Genomic DNA, 20,505 nt, shown 5'->3' with positions numbered 1-20,505 from the left:
TTTCTCCGCGTTTTGCACATTCATCTCGCTGGTTGGCTTATTATGGGGATCAGTTTGACGGTTTCAAGTGAACCCATCACATTGCCTGGCCGTTTTGGCTTATGAGGAACACCTGCTAAATGAACAAACACTTTAACTGCATTGGGATTGTGGGTCATCCGCGTCATCCCACTGCGTTAACCACCCATGAAATGCTCTGGCGCTGGCTGACAGCAAAAGGCTATGAGGTGATCGTCGAGCAGCAGATTGCCCGCGAATTGAATTTGAAAGATGTGGAAACCGGCAGCCTGGCGGATATCGGTCAACGCGCCGATTTAGCGGTCGTGGTCGGGGGTGACGGCAACATGCTGGGTGCCGCGCGCGTGCTGGCACGTTATGACATTAAAGTGATTGGGATTAACCGCGGCAATCTCGGTTTTCTCACCGATCTCGACCCCGACAACGCTCAGCAACAGTTAGATGATGTGCTGCAGGGCGAATACTTCGTGGAGAGCCGTTTCCTGCTGGAAGCACAAGTGTGTAAGCAAGACTGCTCACCGCGTATTGGCAGCGCTATCAACGAAGTGGTGCTGCATCCGGGCAAAGTGGCGCATATGATTGAATTCGAGGTCTATATCGATGAAGTCTTTGCGTTTTCACAGCGCTCCGATGGATTGATTATTTCCACACCGACGGGCTCAACCGCCTACTCGCTTTCCGCTGGCGGCCCGATCCTGACGCCGTCACTGGATGCGATTGCGCTGGTGCCGATGTTCCCACACACGCTTTCCGCTCGCCCGTTGGTGATTAACAGCAGCAGCACCATTCGCCTGCGTTTTTCCTCACTGCGAAGCGACCTGGAGATCAGTTGCGACAGCCAAATCGCGCTGCCAATTCAGGAAGGAGAGGATGTGTTGATCCGTCGCAGCGCTCATCACCTCAATCTTATCCATCCAAAAAATTACAATTATTTTAATACCTTAAGCTCAAAATTAGGCTGGTCTAAAAAATTGTTCTGAAAATCACCGCCAGCTACTTTACTGTATAAAAAACCAGTTTATACTGTATGAAAAACCATATCTGTTTTTACATACAGGTGATTCTATGCTGGCACAACTGACCATCAGTAACTTTGCTATCGTTCGTGAACTGGAGATTGACTTTCATCGTGGTATGACAGCAATCACAGGGGAAACCGGCGCAGGTAAATCCATCGCAATTGATGCGTTGGGCCTGTGCCTGGGCGGCCGTTCTGAAGCAGATATGGTGCGTCAGGGTGCCAGTCGAGCAGATATCTGTGCGCGCTTCCAACTGAAAGCATCGCCGTCAGCCCAGCGCTGGTTGATCGAGAATCAACTTGATGAAGGCAACGAGTGCCTGTTGCGCCGCGTGATCAGCGCCGATGGCCGTTCCCGTGGCTTTATCAACGGCACTTCCGTACCGCTCTCACAGCTACGCGAACTGGGCCAACTGCTAATCCAGATTCACGGTCAGCATGCGCATCAGCTCCTGCTTAAATCCGATCACCAAAAACACCTGCTGGACGCCTATGCAGCCCATGATGGCCTGCTCACCGACATGCGCCAGCACTACCAGCGCTGGCATCAAAGCTGCCGCGCGCTGGCGCAGCATCAGCAACTCTCGCAAGAGCGTGAGGCGCGTCGTGAACTGCTGCAATATCAGCTAAAAGAACTCAATGAATTTGCCCCGCAGCCTGGTGAGTTTGAACAGATCGATGAAGAGTACAAGCGCCTGGCTAATAGCGGCCAACTGCTCTCAACCAGCCAACAGGCCCTGCAGATTCTTGCCGACAGTGACGATACGAACCTGCAAAGTTTGTTGTATAGCGCCCGTAATATGCTGGGTGAATTAGTGACGCTGGATGACAAAGTGAGTGGCGTGTTCAATCTGCTGGAAGAAGCCGCGATTCAGTTGAGTGAAGCCAGCGATGAATTGCGCCATTACTGCGAGCGACTGGATCTCGATCCTAACCGCTTGCATGAGCTGGAGCAGCGCTTGTCACGCCAGATCGCCTTGTCCCGTAAGCATCACGTTTCCCCGGAAACCTTGCCGGTGCTGTATCAGCAGTTGTTGGATGAAGCCGAACAGCTGTCGCAGCAAGAGAGCGATCAGGAAACGTTGCAAACTGAAGTCGTTGCCCACCATCAGGCGGCACTGGCCTGTGCTGAAAAACTGCATCAGCTGCGTGAACAATCAGCACAGGAGTTGAGCCAACTGATCACCCAAAGCATGCGCACCCTCTCCATGCCGCACGGTCAGTTTGCCATTGAGCTGGAATTCAATGCCGATCAACTGACGGCGGACGGCGCAACCCGTATTGAATTCCGCGTGACCACCAACCCTGGCCAGCCGCTGCAACCACTGGGCAAAGTGGCATCCGGCGGTGAACTGTCACGTATCGCCTTGGCGATACAGGTGATCACCGCGCAGAAAATGGAAACCCCGGCGATGATCTTTGATGAAGTCGATGTCGGTATCAGTGGACCAACGGCTGCGGTGGTGGGACAAATGTTGCGTCAGTTAGGTGAGTCAACCCAGGTGATGTGCGTCACCCACTTGCCACAGGTAGCCGGTTGCGGACATCAACACTTCTTCGTCAGTAAAGAGACGGATGGCGCCATGACAGAAACCCATATGCAGCCGCTGGATAAACGTGCTCGCCTGCAAGAACTGGCACGTTTGCTGGGCGGCAGCGAAGTCACGCGTAACACCCTGGCCAACGCCAAAGAACTTTTAGCAGCCTGATACCGCACTTTTTTCTGGCCCAATGGTCATATGCTTGCTCTGTAGAGGTTTCCAATAGGACAAAGGTTTATTATCATCGGCAGTAATACACAAAATAATTCGAGTTTCAGGAAGGCGACAAGTGCAAGAATCCTCAGGAGCTTACTGAAGTAAGTGACTGAGGTGAATGCACTTAGTCAACGCACCTGCAACTTGAAGTATGAAGGGTATATATCGCCATAATAAAGCCTGCCGTATGCAGAGTTCAGATTTCGATGGCAACAAAACTGCCTGATGAAAGGCGTTTGGCCCCAGAAAAGGAATGTATAGATGCGCTGTAAAACGCTGACTGCCGCGGCAGTGGTAATGTTGATGATGACCGCCGGATGTTCCACCCTTGAGCGCGTAGTGTATCGCCCGGACATCAACCAAGGTAACTACCTGGTCGCCAACGATGTGTCGAAGATTCACACCGGCATGACGCAGCAACAGGTTGCCTACACGCTCGGCACGCCGATGATGCACGACCCGTTTGGCAGCAACGTTTGGTATTACGTGTTCCGCCAGGAACCAGGTCATGAAGGTGTAAAACAGCAAACGCTGACGCTGACCTTCGACAGCAACGGTACGTTGACCAATATCGACAACAAACCGAAGCTCACTGGGTCGGAAGGCTAAGTGAATGACAACAAAAAAAGGCGCCTGAGCGCCTTTTTTTGTGTCTGAGATTGGGTTACTTATTGGTAGCTGAACGTTCCGCGCGTTGACGGCGCATCTCTTTCGGATCGGCAATCAGCGGGCGATAAATCTCTACACGATCGCCATCCTGAACGGCATCACCCAATTTGACCGGGCGGCTGAAGATGCCGACTTTGTTACTTTTCAGGTCAATGTCTTTGCGCAGCGTTAAGAGTCCCGATGCTTTAATCGCCTGCTCTACCGTCGCGCCTTCATCGAGCGTGACAGTGCGCGAGTACTGCTTTTCGGGCAGCGCATACACCACTTCAACGCTGATATCAGCCACGGTAAACCTCTTTGGCGCGCTGTGAGAACGCCTGCACCATACTGTTGGCCAACTCTTTAAAGATGCGACCAAACGCCATTTCTACCAGCATGTTGGTGAATTCGAAATCGAGGCTTAACTCGACTTTACAGGCATCATCACCTAAAGAGGTGAAGTGCCATCCACCGGTCAGCTTACGAAAAGGACCGTCAACCAGTTGCATCAAAATGCTTTGATTACTGATCAATGTATTGCGCGTGGTAAAGGTTTTACTGATGCCTGCTTTCGAGACATCCACCGCCGCCGTCATCTGATTTCCGCTGTTATCTAACACTCGGCTACCCGTGCAGCCTGGCAGAAATTCGGGATAAGCATCCACGTCATTAACAAGACGGTACATCTGCTCAGCGCTATAGGGGACCAACGCCGAACGGCTAATCTGGGCCATAATGGTTCCTGTTCATCACAAAACCGTTGAATAATACCATTTTCGGTTACCAAACAAAATTCACGGGTTTGCTAGCTGTGCTAAAATGAACTGTTTTTTACCGCCCCCAGGACAGGGGGATGCGCCCACAGACTGAGTGATGTAGACTACGCCGCACTATGACAAAGAAAAAAGCTCACAAACCCGGTTCAGCCACTATTGCCCTCAACAAACGCGCTCGCCACGAATACTTCATTGAAGAAGAGTTCGAAGCAGGTCTGTCGTTGCAAGGATGGGAAGTCAAATCACTCCGCGCCGGTAAAGCCAACATCAGCGACAGCTATATTTTGCTGCGCGATGGCGAAGCCTATCTGTTTGGTTCCACTTTCCAACCGCTGGCCGTAGCCTCCACACACGTGGTGTGCGACCCGACCCGTAACCGTAAACTGCTGTTAAAACAGCGCGAACTAGACTCGCTCTATGGCCGAGTGAATCGCGAAGGTTTTACCGTGGTTGCGTTGTCGATGTACTGGAAAAACGCCTGGGCCAAACTGAAAATTGGTGTGGCACGCGGTAAGAAAGAACACGACAAGCGTGACGACGTGAAAGAACGTGAATGGAAGATGGATAAAGCACGTATTATGAAGAATTCAAAGCGTTAAGCACTGGATTCAGACGTCATCTTTCTGTAGTATGAGAAGTTCTGGGGCTGATTCTGGACTCGACGGGATTGTGAAGCCTTAGGAGCATGCCGAGGGGCGGTTTGCCTCGTAAAAAGCCGCAAAAAAATAGTCGCAAACGACGAAAACTACGCTTTAGCAGCTTAATACCCTGCTTTGAAGCCCTCTCTCCCTAGCTTCCGCTCTTAAGACGGGGATCAAGAGAGGTCAAACCCAAAAGAGATCGTGTGGATGCCCTGCCTGGGGTTGAAGCATTAAATCTAATCAGGCTAGTTTGTCAGTGGCGTGTCTGTCCGCAGCTGGCCGGCGAATGTAAAGATTGACTAAGCATGTAGTGCCGACGGTGTAGTAATTTCGGACGCGGGTTCAACTCCCGCCAGCTCCACCAAAATTCTCCATCGGTGACACCAGAGTCATCCGATGAAGTCCTAAGAGCCCGCACGGTGAAAGCCCTGCGGGCTTTTTTGTGCCTGTAATCTTCCGGGATGCTAAGCTCGAATCTAATGAGATTTGGCAGGCTTAAGGTACAAATGCAAAACTTCCACTTTCTAGACCAACTGATTTTCGGTTATTTCAACCAGGACGCCGACATCATCAATGATGGAGAAGACACAATCGAAGGGACCGTTCAAATATTCAAAAAATCAGCGCCAGATTGGATGCTGAAAGATCTGGTTGAAGAAGTTGATGATTTCATCTCCACCTATGCTGATGGTGTAGAGGAAGAGTTCAAGAAACGATACGAGTTTGATTTTGCGCCTGAACTATGGGAAACCACTGTTCATGAATTCCTGATGACTGTACGTCAGATTTGCTCACAGAAGTGACGCTTTCAGGAGTACATTTCCTAATGAGAAAAAATAATAGGTACACGATAGACACACGGAAGAAAACTGCATTAAACAAATAATGTACAGAGCGTGGTACGGAGTACAACGATGATCTCTAAAGAAAAGGCATTACAGATAGCGAAAGAATATGCTGTTAAAAGCGAAAATGCCTGGGATGAGAATTATCATGAAGCAGAGGAAACCGTTTTGCATGGAGAGCCTGTCTGGATCATTTCCACCTCAGATATAAAATATAACGACGAGCTTCCTTGGATGTTAGATCACTTCCCAAATCCAGTTTATTACTATATCAGAATGACCGATGGCAGCTGTATTGCCACAGGAAATAGAAGAAATGAATTTCAACTAATCAATAAAAAATAAAATATCTACCCCATCATTCTCCTTTAACATGACTTCTTCTGAAGTTTTTTTGGAGGATGGCTTTTATCCTGTTCCAAATCTTGAAACTTTGGGTCCTTAAACTGTGAGTCAAAAACGGGGTGCCGTGAGATGTGAAATCTATTCACTCTCAATGGGACAAGGCAGTCACAGCAAAGCCCGCACAGACCATGTTGTGCAAGCCTTTAAGGCTCCATCTTAACTCCAGAATCATCCAATAAAGTCCTATAAGCACTTAAGTTGAAAGCCCCACGGGCTTTTTTGTGCCAATGGTTTTGTGGGATGATGTTACAAGCATCTACAACTATCGATGCTCGTTAGGTTTTTCCATGCAACTCACCATGTTCTTGATGCGGAAAGCCTCTTAAATAAGGTATAAAGCCGCATGAAAATTCCAAACCGAATCCAACCTCTGGTCGATGATGGCCTGATTGATAACGTGCTTCAGCGGCTGAAAAGCGGCAAAGAAGCTGACGTTTACACCGTGCTGTGCGGTGACAAAGTTCAGTGTGCCAAAGTGTACAAAGAGGCCTCACAACGTAGCTTCAAGCAAGCCGTGCAATATCAGGAAGGGCGTAAAGTGCGCAACTCCCGTAGCGCCCGTGCTATGCAGAAAGGCTCCAAATTTGGACGCAAGCAGCAAGAGGACGTCTGGCATACTGCTGAGGTGGATGCACTGTTTCGCCTCGCTAAAGCCGGCGTGCGCGTGCCAGAGCCTTATATGTGTCTGGACGGCGTGTTGTTGATGGAACTGGTTACCGATGCGGATGGTGCCGTTGCGCCTCGTCTGAGCGATATCATGCTGTCGGAACAGGAAGCGCTGGCTGACTTTGACACCATGATTCGCAATATCGTGCGCATGTTATGTGCCGGGATCGTGCATGGCGATCTGTCGGAATTTAATGTACTGCAGGATGCTCAAGGTCCGGTGATCATTGACCTGCCGCAAGCGGTGGATGCAGCGGCGAATAACCACGCTGAATCGATGTTCGCGCGCGATGTCAATAACATCACCGCCTATTACGGCCAGTTTGCCCCACAAATCCTGGCAACGCGTTTTGCTAAGGAAATCTGGCAGTTATATGAAGACGGAAAGTTAACGCCAGAAACGCCATTAACCGGGCGCTTTGTGGAAGAGGTTCACGATGTGGATATGGATTCTCTGCTGGACGAAATCATATCTGCTGAAGATGAGTATTATGAGCGCCAGCGTGCGGCTAAAGAGCGTGATGAAGAGTAATGATGACTGCATAACTCACATCGCGCTCAACACTACCCTTTGATGAATCTGCAATCGGCTTGCTGCCACTGCACATTTTTCGCACCATCCAAACCTAATGATTCAATTAAGGTTATTCCTGGAGCCAATTCTGGCTGAGCGTGCCATTGTTAGCTACGCTCATAACTCACAGAGCGATTGATGAGGGAATATTCATGAAAAAGACAATTATTGCTGTATCGGCCCTGCTGCTGGCTTCTTCGGCTTTTGCCGCGACTACACATGCCACTGACGAAACCGTAGCGAACGCACAAGCGGGCGCAAACACCGCCAAAGAAAAACTGCACAAAGCGCAGCATCAAGGCGAAGAGCAGAAGCTGAAAGCGCAGCATGCTGCTGAAGGTAAGAGCAACAGCACCACCAGCAAAATCAGCGAAGGCGCTCAAAAAGGTTGGAACAAAACCAAAGAAGGCACCGAGAAAGGCGTTGATGCGACCAAAGAAGGTGCAACCAAAGGCTGGAATGCTACCAAAGAAGGTGCCAGCGATTTGAAGAAGAAAGTGACCGAGTAATTTCTTCTGACTGAATAGCGAAAGGCCGCGATTGCGGCCTTTTTTGTTTTTGCAAAACGCAAACTACTCATGACAAGAACCGCCTATGAAGCAGTGTCACACGCTTACACTCATTGAACAGCAACTCTCTACACAAACGGCGCAAGCACAGTCTGAAGTCCTGTTGGACAACCGCCACACCGGTATCATCGTGCCAGGATCGATACTGGAAGCGGCCGTTGAGATCAGTGCTGAGCGTTACCTGCTGTTCATCACCGATGGCATTCTGTTCGAAGAATCGCTCACCATTGTGCTATGTCAGCTTGAGCTGGGTGTATTGGAAGTGATCCACATTGAATTGGCCTACCATTCTGGACAGTTCAGTAACTTGTCCCTGTGTGATGACCACATTCGATTCCACTTCATGGATGAGAAGCTCTGGTCGTTGCAAGTCAGAGATGCAGCACAAGTCACGCTGCCCTTCATCGGCGACCCCGCAGGTGTACAACGTCAATTCGGTTTCAAAAAATGGGTAATCTTAAAACACGAAGACTGAGCGGTTTTTGCGTCTATGTTTAAATGGCTTTACACTCAGCCCAACACTCCATTAACCAGATTCTCTTATGTCTGACACCTTCAAACGCCAGCCCCTGCCCTTACCCAACGGTCACAACAAAGTGCTGTTGCACTCCTGCTGCGCGCCTTGCTCGGGGGAAGTGATGGAAGCGATGCTGGCTTCCGGTATCGATTACACCATCTTCTTCTACAACCCAAACATTCACCCATTGAAAGAGTACGAGCTGCGTAAAGAGGAGAATATCCGCTTTGCTGAGCAGTTTGGCGTGCCTTTCGTTGATGCCGATTACGATAAAGACAACTGGTTTGAACGTGCACGTGGTATGGAATGGGAGCCGGAGCGCGGTGTGCGTTGCACCATGTGTTTTGATATGCGTTTTGAACGAACCGCACTGTACGCGCATGAAAATGGCTTTCCAGTGATCACCAGTTCGCTGGGCATTTCACGCTGGAAGGATATGAAGCAGATCAATGACTGCGGCGTCCGTGCAGCCGCGCACTATCCCGATATGCTGTATTGGGAATTTAACTGGCGTAAAGGCGGTGGATCCTCGCGCATGATCGAGATCAGCAAGCGCGAGCGTTTCTATCAGCAGGAGTATTGCGGCTGCATCTATTCACTGCGCGACAGCAACCGTCATCGCGTGGCCAGCGGTCGAGAGCGCATTGAAATTGGCGTGCAATATTACTCGCCAGACGAAGAGTAAATAACCTGCTGGCAACCACCAGCAGGCCGTCATTATCACCAGGCCAATACTCTGCCGCTGTAATCGACATAGTGATGTCCGCCCTGCCCGGCAAAACCATCCATCTGTGCCACTAACCCCTTCGCACTTTCAACGGCGGTGATATCCGCATCGTCGCCACCCATATCGGTTTTCACCCAGCCCGGATGCAGTGACAGCAAGGTGGTGCCACGCGAGGCCATCTGCTGAACCAAGGCGCGGCTCAGCATGTTGAGCGCAACCTTACTGGCCGAGTAATAAGGGCGAAGCGCCTCGGGATTTTCGGTCAGGCTACCGAGGCGTGATGTGGTGATGCCGAGCACGCCCTGCTTTTCCTGCAGTAGTGGCAACAGACCTTCAGCCATGCGGATGGGGGCCACCGAGTTGGTCATAAACAGCTGCATTAACTCGTCATCACTGGTGGCGATCAGCTCCATCGAGTCCGGACCGAGAATGCCAGCATTGATCAGAGCACGATCAAAGTGCTGGCCTTTAAGTTGCTGAAGTAAGTGCTCACGCTGAGTGGCGATGGTGATATCCAGTGGCATCCAGCGTAGCTTCTCATGCTGATAAGACACGGCGGTGCTGCGATAAGTGGCGGTTACCTCCCAGCCATCGGCGAGCAGTTGTTGTACCACCGCCAACCCAATCCCCTTTGAAGCACCAATAATCAACGCGCGTTTTGCTTGGCTCATTTTTCCCTTCCCGCAGTTAAAAGGCAAAAAGGGCAGGATAACCTGCCCTTGGTTTCACTAACGTAACACCAACGTTAGCACAATGATCACCACCATCATTATCAGCAGGTGGCACACCACCTTATCGAGATTCCGTTTCCGCATAGTGCCTCCATGGGTTTAGAACCACTGGCCGAAGCGTTTGATGTACAGCGTTTTCATACCCTGTGCGACTACGCAGTAACCGAGTAATGTCGCCACCAGCCATGGGAAATATGACCATGGCAGCGGCACCAGTCCCACCATGCTGCCCAGCGGAGAGAATGGCAGCAGAATACCGGCAATCATCACGCACGCGGTGGCGAGCAGCACCGGCAATGCAGCCCGGCTCTGAATGAACGGTATTTTCTGCGTGCGCAGCATATGCACCACCAGCGTCTGTGACAGCAACCCTTCCACAAACCAACCTGACTGGAACAGAGACTGCATTTCAGGTGTGTTAGCGGCAAACACGTACCACATTACGGCAAAAGTGGTGATATCAAAGATTGACGATGTTGGCCCAATCCACAGCATAAAGCGTTTGATATTACGCGCGTCCCATTTACGCGGTTTGCGCAGGAACTCGCGATCCATTTTGTCCCAAGGCAATGCCAGCTGAGACAGATCGTACATCAGGTTCTGGATCAACAGATGAATCGCCAGCATCGGCAGGAACGGAATAAAGGCGCTCGCCACCAGCACGGAGAACACGTTGCCGAAGTTAGAGCTGGCGGTCATGTTCAAATATTTGATGATATTGCCGAAGGTCTCGCGTCCTTTCATCACCCCCTCTTCCAGCACCATCAGATCCTTTTCCAACAGGATGATGTCAGAAGATTCTTTGGCGATGTCTGCGGCGCTGTCGACTGAAATGCCCACATCGGCATCACGCAGCGCGGGTGCATCATTAATGCCGTCGCCGAGGAAGCCAACGGTATGCCCTTGTTGTTGCAGCGCGCGTAAAATGCGTGATTTCTGCAACGGTGTCAGTTTGGCAAACACTGCACTCTGCGCGGCGGCGTTAGCCAGCTGCTCATCGCTCATCATGGCAATCTGGTCGCCAGTGACGATATCTCCGATATCTATCCCCACCTGCTGGCAGATGCGCGCGGTGACCACCGGATTATCGCCGGTCAACACTTTGACGCTGACGCCGTTTTCGCGCAGTGCGGTAATCGCTTTGGCGGCGCTCTCTTTCGGTGGATCGAGGAAGGTCAGCAGCCCTTCCACGGTTAACCCTTGCTCATCCGCCACGTTCAGCGCCTGCTGCAAGCCTGACTCCTCCAACACACGGCTGGCGACCAGCAATACGCGGAAGCCCTGTTCGTTGTATTGATGTGCCAACGCCAGCAGCTCTGCACGACGTTTTTCGTCGAGCGGCTGCACCAGCTTCCCTTCACGCTCGGCGGTGGCGATGCTCAGCATCTCTTCCACTGCACCTTTGCAAATCAGCATCTGTTGGTTGAGGCGACGATCGCGCACCACCACTGAAACGCGACGACGCACAAAATCAAACGGCAGCTCATCCACTTTGGCGTAATAGTCACCCATATCGGCACTGATACGATCTTTGCCATAACGCAGAATGGCGCGATCCATCAGGTTTGGCGTGCCGCTCTGATAGTGGCTATTGAGCCAGCTCAGCATCAGCACGCGGGAGTTTTCCACTCCAGCGCAATCCAGATGATGTTCAAGGATGATGTTGTCCTGCGTCAGCGTCCCGGTTTTATCGGTACACAGGATGTCCATCGCCCCGAGGTTTTGAATCGCGTTCAGCCGTTTCACAATCACTTTACGGCGTGACATAGCGATCGCGCCCTTGGCCAGGTTGGAGCTGACGATCATCGGCAGCATTTCCGGTGTCAGGCCAACCGCAACGGCCAGAGCAAACAGCGACGCATCCAGCCAGTCGCCTTTGGTTAAACCGTTAATCAGCAGCACCACCGGCACCATCACCAGCATGAAGCGGATCAGCAGCCAGCTCACGCTATTGACCCCACGATCAAATGCCGTTTGCGTGCGGTTACCGACGATTGATTTCGCCAGGCTGCCAAAGTAAGTTTCGCTACCGGTAGCCACCACCACTGCTTTGGCACTGCCGCTGGAGACATTGGTGCCCATCAGACAGACGCTGCCCAGCTCCAGCAGTGAAGCGCCCTGCTCACTCGCCCCGGCTCCTTTGCTGGTGACATGACCAGTGACGTCATATTTCTCAACCGGCAGGGATTCACCGGTCAAAATCGCCTGGCTGATAAACAGGTCACGCGAATCCAGCAGACGAACATCAGCAGGCACCAGATCGCCCGCAGAGAGATAGATAATGTCACCCGGCACCAGCGTGGCGATATCCACTTCCTGTTTGACCGGCGGATGCTGCGCGGATTCACGGCGCAGCACGGTGGCAGTGGTGCGCACCATGGATTTCAACGCCTGTGCGGCTTTGTTAGTACGGAATTCTTGCCAGAAGCGCAGCAAACCGCTGAGCGTTACCATCGTCACAATGATGATGACACCGGTCAGATCGGTCTCCTCGCCTTTGCGCATCGGCATCCAGTAATCGGTGAAAAAGCTGACTGCGGCCAGCGCCATTAATACGTAGATAAATGGGTTGTTAAACGCCTGAAACAGCTGAATCAGCGCCGGTGGCGCTTTATCATGTTCCACCTGATTACGGCCGTAGACTTCCAGACGCGCTTCGGCTTCACGTTCACTCAACCCCAATGCATCACTACGCAGGCGCACCAGTGTTTCATCAGCGGTGAAACCCGCTTCGTCTTCAATCAGATAGCGCGGTGTTTTTTGGCGTGGCTGGCGCACGCTGTTGTTCCAGGTTTTTTTGTCCTGGTTGAGTTTCATGTCAGTCATAATGACATTCCTCTTTTTTTTACGGCAATAAAAGTCCCTGCGCGTTGAGCGCATAATGTGGGATAAATTAAATTAACGGCTTAGCGTTAGATGATTAAAAATAACCTGTCGGGAATTTCCATATTACCTCCCGGAAATAAGGGCGAAGAAAATCGCTCGTTTAAATAAACGAGAAATGAATATTACGATGTCGATTCCGCTACTGAATGCAGCCCTCAGACCGCCCAAAATTTTCTATGGACGTAACAGGGCATGCGCCAGTAACGGCTAAATCTGCACGCTGAAGATCAGCGCGCGCATCGAGGCGGAGGGAAAAGTGCGTTTAAAATCATGTGCATGATGAAATCCCCACGGGTTTCAGCCCGTTACAACCAGTTTTAAAGGGAACAATCATCAGAGAGAGGTGAGGATTGCTGCCCGCCGTGTTGGCAAGCAGCGACAAAAGAATTCGCGCGTCAGCTTGCCTTGTATTGCCATCTTAAAGGGTGACTGTCCAACTGAATTCTCCTGTTTGAAGTTGGCGCTATTATATTCCCGAAGGAAGCGAAGTAAAGTTAATTATTCCCGTTGCGTTATTCATTTAATTTTCGTTGCGATTTGGTTGATAGAAGCGGGAAAAACACGCGCGCGCCTACCTCATCCTGCGGCATCAATCCCCCCCTGTTTAACAAGCTTGTACCCAAAATAATTCGAGTCCCCTCATGGGGCCTACTCTTGGTGCAGGAAGGCGGCAAGTGCATGAATCCTCGAGAGCTTACTGAAGTAAGTGACTGTGGTGAATGCACGTAGCCAACGCTCCTGCAGCTTGAAGTATGTATGAAGGGTATACCCAAAATAATTCGAGTCCCCTCATGGGGCCTACTCTTGGTTCTGGAAGGCGGCAAGTGCATGAATCCTCGGGAGCTTACTGAAGTAAGTGACTGAGGTGAATGCACGTAGCCAACGCTCCTGAAACTTGAAGTATGAAGGGTATATAACTGAACTATCGCACTTAGAACCTTAAAGCATATGCATAGCCATAAATTGACTATTCTTCATTACGCCGCTCTCGTAAACTCGCGTTACTTTTTTAAGGCAAGGAAACAACATGAAAAAAATTATTCCCTCACTGCTGGCGTTATCGCTGGTAGCCGCCTTCTCTGCTCAGGCCGCAACACCGAAGGATACGCTGGTGATTGCGCAGTCGACTGATGATGCTGATAGCTTCGACCCCGCACAGGGCTTTGAACTGACCACAGTGCAAGCGTTCACTAACATCTATCAACGATTGGTCCAGTCTGACCCGACCAATCCTACTGATTTGAAACCCACGTTGGCCACTTCATGGACCTCAGGCAGTGATAATCGCAGCCTGACTTTTGAACTGCGCAAAGGCGCGCAATTCGCCAGCGGTAATCCGCTGCGTCCGGAAGATGTCATCTTCTCGCTGGGCCGTGTGGTGAAACTGAACCTCGACCCTTCCTTTATCCTGACTCAGCTGGGCTGGAATAAAGACAATGTCGATACCTTCCTGAAGAAGGTCGATGACAACCATGTGCAGATCAGCTGGAGCGCCAACGTCAGCCCGGCCTATGTGCTGAGCCTGCTGTCTGCCCCGGTTTCATCGATTGTTGATGAGAAAACCGCACAAGCCAACGCGAAAAACGGCGACTTCGGCCACGCGTGGCTGGGCACCAATTCTGCTGGCAGCGGCCCGTATCAGATCCGTAAAGTGGTGCTGCATGAAGTGGTACTGCTCACCGCCAACCCGACTTCACCGGCTGGTGCACCGAAGCTGAAAAACATCTTAATCAAGAACGTGCCTGAGCCCGCTGCGCGTCGCTTGCTACTGGAGCAGGGCGATGTGGATATCGCACGTAACCTCGGCGCTGACCAAATCGCCGCGCTGAAAGACAAAGCGGGTGTGAAGACCGAAGCGATTCCGATGGCATCGCTCTATTACATCCAGTTCAACGTCGGTGAGAACCCGGTGCTGAAGAATCCTGCGCTGTGGGAAGCGGCCCGTTACCTGTTCGACTATAAAGGCATCGCCAACGATCTGCTGAAAGGCCAGTTCGAAGTCCATCAGACTTTCTTGCCTAAAGGTTTCCTCGGCGCGCTGAATGACACGCCGTACAGCTACGATCCGGAAAAAGCCAAAGCCATTCTGAAGAAAGCGGGCCTGACCAACGTCAGCTTTAAGCTCTCCACCAGCAACCAACCGCCGTACCTGGATATCGCTCAGGCGTTGCAGGGCAGCTTTGCCAAAGGTGGCGTGAAGGTGGAAGTGCAGCCGGGTCTGAGTTCTGAAGTGTCAACCCGCGTGAAAGCGCACCAGTATGAAGCCACGCTGAATGCCTGGGGTGCGGACTATTTCGATCCGAACACCAATGCCGCCTCCTTCGCTTACAACCCAGAAGATGGCAGTAAAACCATTGCCTACCGCTCTGACTGGCATATTCCAGAATTGAGCAAGCAGACGCTGGCGGCCACCGCCGAAGCCGACAGCAACAAGCGTGTGGAAATGTACCAGGCAATGCAGCGTGAAGTGCTGAAAAACTCACCGTATGTGATCGGTTTGCAGGCACGTAACCTGATTGCACTGCGCGATAACCTGAAAGGCTATGTGCAGGGGATTAACCCAGACATGGTGTACTACTCACAGGTTTCTAAGTAATGGCAGTGTCTGCTTCACAGGCCGGGTTCGCCCGGCCGCTCTGGCAACGCTTTAGCCGCCTGCTCACCAGTGTGTTATCACTGCTGGTGACGCTGGTAGGTTTGTTAGCGTTCACTTTCATGTTGTCGCACCTGTCGCCGGTCGATCCGGTACAGCAAATCGCGGGCGATCACGCCAGCGAAGCAACTTATGCGCAGGTGCGTCACGATCTCGGTCTCGATCAGCCGGTACTGGTACAGTTCTGGCGCTATATCAGCCATCTGGCCCAGGGCAACTTAGGGCTTTCGCATCTCACCAATCAGCCGGTGAGCGCGGATTTGATGCGCACCTTTCCAGCCACTATCGAACTGGCCACTTGCGCGATGATCTTTGCCGCCGTGTTTGGCATTACGCTGGCGCTGCTGGCGGCGTGGAAGCCGGGTAGCGTCATTGATAACGTGGCGCGTTTTATTTCACTGCTCGGCTATTCAGTACCGGTGTTCTGGTTGGGCCTGCTCGGTCTGCTGCTGTTTTACGCGGTGCTGCACTGGTCTGCTGGACCGGGACAGCTGGATGATATCTGGATCTACACGCTGGAGCCGAAAACCGGCTTTGTGCTGATCGATAGCTGGCTGTCTGGCGATCCTGAAATGTTCCGCAATGCGATTGCGCACCTGTGGCTGCCGGTGGTGATCCTCGGTCTGCTGGCGATGGCCGGCATTACGCGCCTACTGCGCGCGGCGCTGCTGGAAGAGAGCAGCAAGGAGTATGTGATTCTGGCGCGCGCAAAAGGCGCAGGCCGCACTCGCATCCTGTTACGCCATATCTTTCCCAACGTCCTTGGCACGCTGATCACCGTCATCGCCCTCTCGTACGCCACACTGCTGGAAGGCTCAGTGTTAACCGAAACGGTATTTGCCTGGCCAGGTGTTGGACGCTACATGACGAACGCGCTGTTTTCCTCGGATACACCCGCGATTCTCGGCTCGACCCTGCTGATTGGCAGCTGCTTTATTCTGCTTAACGCCGTGGCCGATGCCTTAACCTGGTTAACCGATCCGAGAACCCGATGACTCAACAACTCTCTGAACTGGAAACCGTGCGGCCACCCCGCCGCCGCGCACGCGTCACCTCACTTACCATTGGCTTGACGCTGGTGTTGATTGTGGTGGCGATGGCGCTGTTTGCCCCGCTGCTGGCCCCGTTCGATCCTAACGCGCAGGTGATTGCCCAGCGCTTGCAGTCCCCTTCTGCCGTGCACTGGTTCGGTACCGATGGCTTTGGCCGTGATTTATTGTCCCGCGTGATCTACGGCGCGCGGCCGACGCTGCTGCTGGTGTCGCTGATTCTGCTGCTGACCATTCCGGTTGGCCTGCTGGTTGGCATCACGGCGGGCTATGTCGGCGGCTGGACCGAGCGCGTGCTGATGCGCATCACCGATATCTTCCTGTCACTGCCGAATCTGGTTATCGCCCTGGCGCTGGTTGCCATGCTCGGTCCGGGATTGATGAACGGCGCGCTGGCGCTGGCGCTAACCAGCTGGCCGCCATTTGCCCGCCAGGCACGTGCTGAAACCCTGGCGTTACGCCGCAGTGATTATCTGGCTGCCGCACGCATGCAGGGCATTACCGGTCTGCGCCTGATGTTCGGCCACATTTTACCGCTGTGTTTACCGACAGCCGTGGTGCGCGCCGCACTGAGTCTGGGTGGCATCATTCTTTCCGCAGCCGGTCTGGGCTTCCTCGGCATGGGCGTGCAACCGCCGACGGCCGAATGGGGTTCAATGGTCGCGGAAGGCAGTAAAGTGATTTTCGATCAGTGGTGGGTAGCCGCCGCACCTGGCGGTGCGATTCTGTTTGCCAGCCTGGCGTTTAACCTGACAGGCGATGGCCTGCGCGACCGACTGGATACTCGTCATGCCAAATGATCTGTTAATTGATGTCCAAGGGCTGACCATCCGCAGCAAGGATGCACTGCTGGTGGATAATATCGCTTTCCAGATTGGCCGTGAGCGCGTGGCGCTGGTCGGTGAATCCGGTTCCGGCAAATCACTCACCGCCCGCTCACTGATGGGTTTGCTGTCACCCGCTCTGCATCTGCAAGCCGATTGTTTGCAGGTGGCGGGAGCTGATGCGCTGTCACTGAGTGAACGTGACTGGATCACCCTGCGCGGTGGCAAAGTGGCGATGGTGATGCAGGACCCGAAATACGCGCTGAATCCGACGCGCACCATCGGCTGGCAGGTGGAAGAGCCGCTGGTGCTGCACCGCAAAATGAGCCGAGCCGAACGCAAAGCCAAAGTGTGCGAGATGCTGGAGGCGGTCGGTCTTCCCGAGCCGCGCCAGTTGATGAAACGCTATCCTCATCAACTCTCTGGCGGTATGGGGCAACGCGTGATGCTGGCGATTGCGCTGATCACCGATCCCGATCTGCTGATTGCCGATGAACCGACTTCAGCGCTCGATCACGCGATGCGCGATCAGGTGCTGGCGCTGATCCGTCGGTTGGTCGAGCAGCGCAATATGGGGTTGCTGCTGATCAGCCACGATCTGCAGCAGGTTTCCGAACACTGCGATCGGGTGATGGTGATGTATAAGGGCCGCCTGCTGGATACCTTGCCTGCAGCGCAGCTTGCTCATGCCACCCATCCCTACACCCGCACACTGTGGGCGTGTCGTCCCAGCAAAGCGACACACGGCGAACGTCTGCCGGTGTTGGATCGTGCATCGCTGGAGAAGAGTGATGATTGAGTTAAGCCACCTCAGCGTGTCCCACAAACAGGGCTACGAGCTGCGTACCGTGGTGCATGATGTTTCGCTGCAGGTTGCGCCGGGTGAATGTTTTGGTCTGGTTGGGCCTTCGGGTTGTGGCAAGTCATCGCTGCTGTGGGTGATGGCCGGGTTGAATCCCTTCTGGAGCGGCACGATGCAGCTGGCAGGCACCGCAGTGCAACCGGGTAAAGCCTTTACCGGTCCACTGCGCCGTGATGTGCAGATGGTGTTTCAGGACCCTTATGCCTCGCTGCATCCGCGTCATCGCCTGCGCCGTACCCTGGCAGAACCGCTGAAAATGCTGAAGCGCGACAATATCGACGATCGCATTAATGACGGCTTCCGCCATGTGGGTTTGGATCCGGCGTTGGCGGATCGCTATCCGCATCAGCTCTCTGGTGGACAGCGGCAACGTGTGGCGATAGTACGCGCGCTGCTGCTGGAGCCGAAGATCCTACTGCTCGATGAGCCAACCTCAGCGCTGGATATGTCGGTGCAGGCGGAGATCCTCAACCTGTTGAACGATCTGAAGCAGAATGATGGATTGACCATGGTGCTGGTGAGCCACGATCCCGATGTGATCGATCATATGTGCGACCGTGCGGCGCATATGGCGCAGGGCCGAATAGTGGCTTAACCCCATCCTCCAATCGTAGCGGCGCGATTTATCGCGCATGTCGACATGGCTTACCAATGCGCAATACATTGCGCCGCTACACATTTTATCCCCGTTTAATGCGCCATCGCCTGCAGCGTTTCGCTGCGAATCGATTCGGTGACTTCGGCTTTGAGCGTCATAAATTCTGGTGACGTTTTAATGGTGTAATCCCGCTGCGCGTTAAAATTCACCGCCACTTCCTGTTTGATGCGGCCAGGGCGCGCGCTGAATATCGCCACTTTGTTCGCCATGAAAATCGCTTCATCAATGTCATGCGTCACAAACAATACGGTTTTGCGCGACTGCTCCCACACGGACAGCAACAGTTCCTGCATCATCACGCGCGTTTGGTTATCCAGCGCGCCAAAGGGTTCATCCATCAACAGCACTTTGGGATCGTTGGCCAGCGCACGGGCTATCGCGGTACGTTGTTGCATCCCGCCAGAGAGCTGACGCGGATAGTGCTGGGCAAAACCACGTAATCCCACTTGCTGGATGTAATAATCGCTGCGCTCTTTCTGCTGTGCCGCACTGAGACCGCGCTCCTGCAAACCAAAGCGGATGTTCTCTTCCACCGTCAGCCACGGGAACAAGGTGTAGCTCTGGAACACCATGCCGCGATCGGCCCCCGGCCCCTCCACGCTCTTGCCGTCCAGCCAGATTTCCCCGCGCGTTGGCGTATCCAAACCAGCGATGATGCGTAGCAGCGTAGATTTGCCGCAGCCCGATGGCCCGAGAATGGTGATGAAATCATTCTCCTCCACCTGATAGTGGATCGGTTGCAGCGCCTGCGTTTGCTCACCTTTCGGCCCGGTAAAAATGCGTTCGACACCGCGAACGTTAAGTTTGCTGTGCTTCATCACAAGGTACTCCATGCAAATAAGCGCCGGTTGAGCACTTTGAACAGATAGTCGGAGATCAGGCCAATGCAGCCAATCACAATGATGCCGAAAATGATCTGCCCGGTGTTAAGCAGCGCCTGGCTATCGACGATCATATGGCCAATACCACTCTCCGATCCGATCAACTCAGCGACGATCACATAGGTCCACGCCCAACCCAGCACTAAGCGCAGCAGTTCGGCAATGCCCGGTGCCGCGCCCGGTATCAGCACGCGGCGCACGATCGAACGGTTGCTGCATCCCAGCGTGTAGGCGGCTTCAACCAGATCGCGCCGCGCACCGCTGACGGTCACCGCTACCATTAAAACGATCTGGAAGAATGAGCCGATAAAGATCACCAAAATCTTCTGCGTTTCACCAATACCGGCCCACAAGATCAGCAACGGCACAAATGCCGAAGCCGGTAAGTAACGGCAAAAGGAGACGAAGGGTTCGAGAAACGCTTCCCAGGTTTTATAGGCACCCATCATGATGCCCAGCGGCACACCAATTATCGCGGCCAGTAAGAAGCCGGCCAGCACGCGCATCACCGTCATGCCGATATCCAACGAGAAGTTGTACTCGGTGAACAGCACCACGCCCTGCTGCAGCATGGTAAGTGGATCCGCCAGAAACGTGGGCGATACCATGCCGCCCAGCGTCACCAGCGTCCACACCGCGATGAACAGCACAAAGAACGCCACGCCGAGCGCGATACGCAAGCGCAGCGAAATGGCTTTCAGCGGCACCATTAACGGGTTATGCCAGCGCGTGGGCGCATCGGGCAGTGACGCAGGCGGGCTTACCGGTTGGCTTTTGCTCATCTCCATCTCCTTTCTCCT

21 protein-coding genes and 1 other RNA gene are annotated in these 20,505 nt (G+C 53.1%); 16 read left to right on the top strand and 6 right to left on the bottom strand.

Translation table 11 applies throughout. The features are described 5' to 3' along the window. Window positions 1–119 precede the first annotated feature (119 nt). The 3 genes from nadK to bamE all read left to right on the top strand — a co-directional run bounded on the left by nadK (window position 120) and on the right by bamE (window position 3,402). On the top strand, window positions 120–998 hold the full coding sequence (gene nadK / locus LK04_RS03965) for an NAD(+) kinase (RefSeq protein ID WP_039329930.1): 879 nt from the start codon (window positions 120–122) through the stop codon (window positions 996–998). A gap of 85 nt (window positions 999–1,083) precedes the next feature. Next, the gene (gene recN / locus LK04_RS03960) at window positions 1,084–2,745 is read left to right on the top strand and encodes a DNA repair protein RecN (protein WP_039329932.1); all 1,662 of its coding nucleotides are present in this window, start codon (window positions 1,084–1,086) and stop codon (window positions 2,743–2,745) included. A gap of 309 nt (window positions 2,746–3,054) precedes the next feature. Continuing rightward, window positions 3,055–3,402: an outer membrane protein assembly factor BamE gene (gene bamE, locus LK04_RS03955; RefSeq protein WP_038645338.1), complete on the top strand. Its 348-nt coding sequence runs from the start codon at window positions 3,055–3,057 to the stop codon at window positions 3,400–3,402. A gap of 55 nt (window positions 3,403–3,457) precedes the next feature. Here the strand turns inward: bamE and LK04_RS03950 are convergent, their stop codons facing one another. Further along, the gene (locus LK04_RS03950; protein WP_039329935.1) at window positions 3,458–3,748 is read right to left on the bottom strand and encodes an RnfH family protein; all 291 of its coding nucleotides are present in this window, start codon (window positions 3,746–3,748) and stop codon (window positions 3,458–3,460) included. Then, window positions 3,741–4,175: a type II toxin-antitoxin system RatA family toxin gene (locus LK04_RS03945; RefSeq protein WP_039329937.1), complete on the bottom strand. Its 435-nt coding sequence runs from the start codon at window positions 4,173–4,175 to the stop codon at window positions 3,741–3,743. The genes LK04_RS03950 and LK04_RS03945 overlap by 8 nt, the downstream gene beginning before the upstream one ends. Window positions 4,176–4,333: 158 nt before the next feature. Here LK04_RS03945 and smpB point away from each other — a divergent pair, with 158 nt between their 5' ends. From smpB to LK04_RS03905, 8 genes are all read left to right on the top strand, one after another. Beyond that, complete coding sequence (gene smpB, locus LK04_RS03940; RefSeq protein ID WP_039329939.1) at window positions 4,334–4,816, top strand: SsrA-binding protein SmpB; 483 nt, start codon at window positions 4,334–4,336, stop codon at window positions 4,814–4,816. A 43-nt stretch (window positions 4,817–4,859) separates the two neighbouring features. Further along, window positions 4,860–5,222, top strand: a transfer-messenger RNA (tmRNA) gene (ssrA, locus tag LK04_RS03935). A 142-nt stretch (window positions 5,223–5,364) separates the two neighbouring features. Continuing rightward, on the top strand, window positions 5,365–5,661 hold the full coding sequence (locus LK04_RS03930; RefSeq protein ID WP_039329941.1) for a contact-dependent growth inhibition system immunity protein: 297 nt from the start codon (window positions 5,365–5,367) through the stop codon (window positions 5,659–5,661). A 111-nt stretch (window positions 5,662–5,772) separates the two neighbouring features. Beyond that, window positions 5,773–6,048, top strand: coding sequence for a hypothetical protein (locus LK04_RS03925; RefSeq protein WP_039329943.1), 276 nt, complete (start codon window positions 5,773–5,775; stop codon window positions 6,046–6,048). A 403-nt stretch (window positions 6,049–6,451) separates the two neighbouring features. Next, entirely contained in the window at window positions 6,452–7,306 is an 855-nt protein-coding gene (locus LK04_RS03920) for a PA4780 family RIO1-like protein kinase (protein WP_039329945.1), read from the top strand. 194 nt (window positions 7,307–7,500) lie between these two features. Beyond that, window positions 7,501–7,857 (top strand): hypothetical protein, encoded by a 357-nt coding sequence (locus LK04_RS03915; RefSeq protein WP_039329947.1) that lies wholly within the window; start codon window positions 7,501–7,503, stop codon window positions 7,855–7,857. 85 nt (window positions 7,858–7,942) lie between these two features. Next, complete coding sequence (locus tag LK04_RS03910) at window positions 7,943–8,392, top strand: hypothetical protein (protein ID WP_039329951.1); 450 nt, start codon at window positions 7,943–7,945, stop codon at window positions 8,390–8,392. 67 nt (window positions 8,393–8,459) lie between these two features. Beyond that, window positions 8,460–9,119, top strand: a complete 660-nt coding sequence (locus LK04_RS03905) for an epoxyqueuosine reductase QueH (RefSeq protein ID WP_039329953.1) — start codon at window positions 8,460–8,462, stop codon at window positions 9,117–9,119. Window positions 9,120–9,154: 35 nt separating this feature from the next. Here the strand turns inward: LK04_RS03905 and LK04_RS03900 are convergent, their stop codons facing one another. Together LK04_RS03900 and mgtA are read right to left on the bottom strand one after the other, a co-directional pair. Continuing rightward, the gene (locus LK04_RS03900; RefSeq protein WP_039329954.1) at window positions 9,155–9,832 is read right to left on the bottom strand and encodes an SDR family oxidoreductase; all 678 of its coding nucleotides are present in this window, start codon (window positions 9,830–9,832) and stop codon (window positions 9,155–9,157) included. Between the two features lie 159 nt (window positions 9,833–9,991). Next, window positions 9,992–12,718 (bottom strand): magnesium-translocating P-type ATPase, encoded by a 2,727-nt coding sequence (gene mgtA, locus LK04_RS03895; RefSeq protein WP_039329958.1) that lies wholly within the window; start codon window positions 12,716–12,718, stop codon window positions 9,992–9,994. Between the two features lie 1,087 nt (window positions 12,719–13,805). On the opposite strand from mgtA, the gene LK04_RS03890 reads away from it, so the two are divergent. The 5 genes from LK04_RS03890 to LK04_RS03870 are packed head-to-tail and all read left to right on the top strand — an operon-like array spanning window position 13,806 to window position 18,761. Continuing rightward, the gene (locus LK04_RS03890; protein ID WP_039333516.1) at window positions 13,806–15,374 is read left to right on the top strand and encodes an ABC transporter substrate-binding protein; all 1,569 of its coding nucleotides are present in this window, start codon (window positions 13,806–13,808) and stop codon (window positions 15,372–15,374) included. After that, entirely contained in the window at window positions 15,374–16,426 is a 1,053-nt protein-coding gene (locus LK04_RS03885) for an ABC transporter permease (RefSeq protein WP_039333518.1), read from the top strand. The genes LK04_RS03890 and LK04_RS03885 overlap by 1 nt, the downstream gene beginning before the upstream one ends. Next, entirely contained in the window at window positions 16,423–17,280 is an 858-nt protein-coding gene (locus LK04_RS03880; RefSeq protein WP_039333521.1) for an ABC transporter permease, read from the top strand. The genes LK04_RS03885 and LK04_RS03880 overlap by 4 nt, the downstream gene beginning before the upstream one ends. Continuing rightward, entirely contained in the window at window positions 17,270–18,103 is an 834-nt protein-coding gene (locus LK04_RS03875; RefSeq protein WP_039333523.1) for an ABC transporter ATP-binding protein, read from the top strand. Before LK04_RS03880 ends, LK04_RS03875 begins: the two co-directional genes overlap by 11 nt. Beyond that, complete coding sequence (locus LK04_RS03870; protein ID WP_039333525.1) at window positions 18,096–18,761, top strand: ABC transporter ATP-binding protein; 666 nt, start codon at window positions 18,096–18,098, stop codon at window positions 18,759–18,761. Before LK04_RS03875 ends, LK04_RS03870 begins: the two co-directional genes overlap by 8 nt. A 95-nt stretch (window positions 18,762–18,856) precedes the next feature. Here LK04_RS03870 and LK04_RS03865 read toward each other — a convergent pair whose 3' ends face one another. Next, complete coding sequence (locus LK04_RS03865) at window positions 18,857–19,642, bottom strand: ABC transporter ATP-binding protein (RefSeq protein WP_039333530.1); 786 nt, start codon at window positions 19,640–19,642, stop codon at window positions 18,857–18,859. Further along, window positions 19,642–20,487, bottom strand: a complete 846-nt coding sequence (locus tag LK04_RS03860; protein ID WP_052206120.1) for an ABC transporter permease — start codon at window positions 20,485–20,487, stop codon at window positions 19,642–19,644. The genes LK04_RS03865 and LK04_RS03860 overlap by 1 nt, the downstream gene beginning before the upstream one ends. Between the last annotated feature and the right edge of the window lie 18 nt (window positions 20,488–20,505).

This window comes from Pantoea vagans (genome assembly GCF_001506165.1).
Classification (GTDB): Bacteria; Pseudomonadota; Gammaproteobacteria; order Enterobacterales; family Enterobacteriaceae; genus Pantoea; species Pantoea vagans_C.
The sequence above is the reverse complement of the archived record's forward strand: the minus strand, read 5'-3'. Positions and strand labels throughout refer to the sequence as shown.